Source organism: Comamonas sp., from assembly GCF_036666375.1.
GTDB lineage: Bacteria > Pseudomonadota > Gammaproteobacteria > Burkholderiales > Burkholderiaceae_C > Comamonas.
Genome location: NZ_JAVWWA010000083.1, coordinates 2284 through 3558, shown reverse-complemented (window position 1 = coordinate 3558; position 1275 = coordinate 2284). Strand labels below are relative to the sequence as shown.

3 protein-coding genes are annotated in these 1275 nt (G+C 53.9%); all 3 read left to right on the top strand.

The genetic code is table 11. The annotated features are described in order from the left end of the window. The first annotated feature begins 20 nt into the window (after positions 1–20). Entirely contained in the window at positions 21–152 is a 132-nt protein-coding gene (locus tag RR928_RS17915) for a hypothetical protein (protein ID WP_442881926.1), read from the top strand. Between the two features lie 71 nt (positions 153–223). Then, entirely contained in the window at positions 224–934 is a 711-nt protein-coding gene (locus RR928_RS17910; protein ID WP_332683599.1) for a hypothetical protein, read from the top strand. 30 nt (positions 935–964) lie between these two features. Then, positions 965–1275, top strand: a 311-nt coding sequence (locus RR928_RS17905; protein WP_332538642.1) for a hypothetical protein, incomplete at its 3' end; no start/stop codon positions are given.

The window sequence follows — 1275 nt, the reverse complement described above, 5'->3', positions numbered from 1 at the left end:
AAACCGGTGCCGTTAACGAGATTCGCCTGGATCATGATCTGGGCAACGAAAGCCGAGGCACGGGCTACGATATGATTTTGTGGATCGAGGAGGCCGTGGCATTACGTAGCTCAAACCTCCAAAAATCTATGTCCAATCCACGAATTTCTTAGGCGACGAAAAAAATGCGGGCAGGAGTGCAAGTTACCGAGCAGTCGTCAACCCGCTCGCAACTTTTTGAATAATGGAACTTGATAATTTGCTGGATGCCTCCTTCGACACGACATTTGCCGGCCGGCCAAATCTACCTTGGTGGCCTTGGGTCGGGAAGGATTTCTCAACCTCTAAGGTCCGGACGATGTTGCTCGGCGAGAGCGTCTACAACTGGGGGGACGGGTTCGTTGCGCGCTACCAGCGAACCGATGGCCTGCGGGAGACACACCGCCGTCACGCCCTCGACTATCGGCGCGACTCCCCCTATGTTCGCAATATCGAGCGAGCGATTTACTGTGCGTCCGAGCCAGGCGAGGGCCAAAAACGAGCGTTCTGGTCATCGGTGGCATATCACAACCTGGTGTTGCAGCCTCTCGAGTGCATTAAGAAGCGGCCGTGCCATAACCAATATCTGAAAGGCTGGCAGGAATTTCTTGACCTGTCCCGCTTGATGGCGATTGACCAAGGCATTGTTTATGGACTTGAAGCGAAGAAGATGGGCGCGCTAGTGGAAGCCATCAAGTTGCGCGGAGCATTCCTCAAACAGAGCCCCCTGCCATCGAAGGTTGGCAGGACGCGGCCGCGTTTGATTACTGTCGTCGACGAGGGCCGCGTGCTCAAGCTACTCTTCATTCGACACCCGAGCGCCTTCTTCAGTTGGCGTAAGTGGGCTCCGGTCATTCGCGAACATCTTCCCACTCAGCTGGATACCGTCGGCAAGACCTCGGAGGCAATTGCATGAAGACGCCACGCTCCGGGTGAATCGCACCCAGTGCGATTCAAACCACTCTTCTGCACCGTTGAAATCGGCCAAAATCAAAAAATCGTCAACGGAGGACAAATGAATCGGTCTTTAGCTCGCATTCATCTTGGCTTGGTCATCTTCTATGGGCTTATCGCGACATTCATCTGCACCGTGTATTTAGCTGGTGATCAATCCGATACCACAGGTATTCTGATTCTTCTTGCTATGTTCGCAGCACTCCCGACTTTGCATCTTGTAGCTTTGCGGGGTGTTAGTACTGGTCAGGCATGGGGACGCTCGCTCTCTCGCACTCTTGGTTTCTTGCTGCTCTTCGCTGT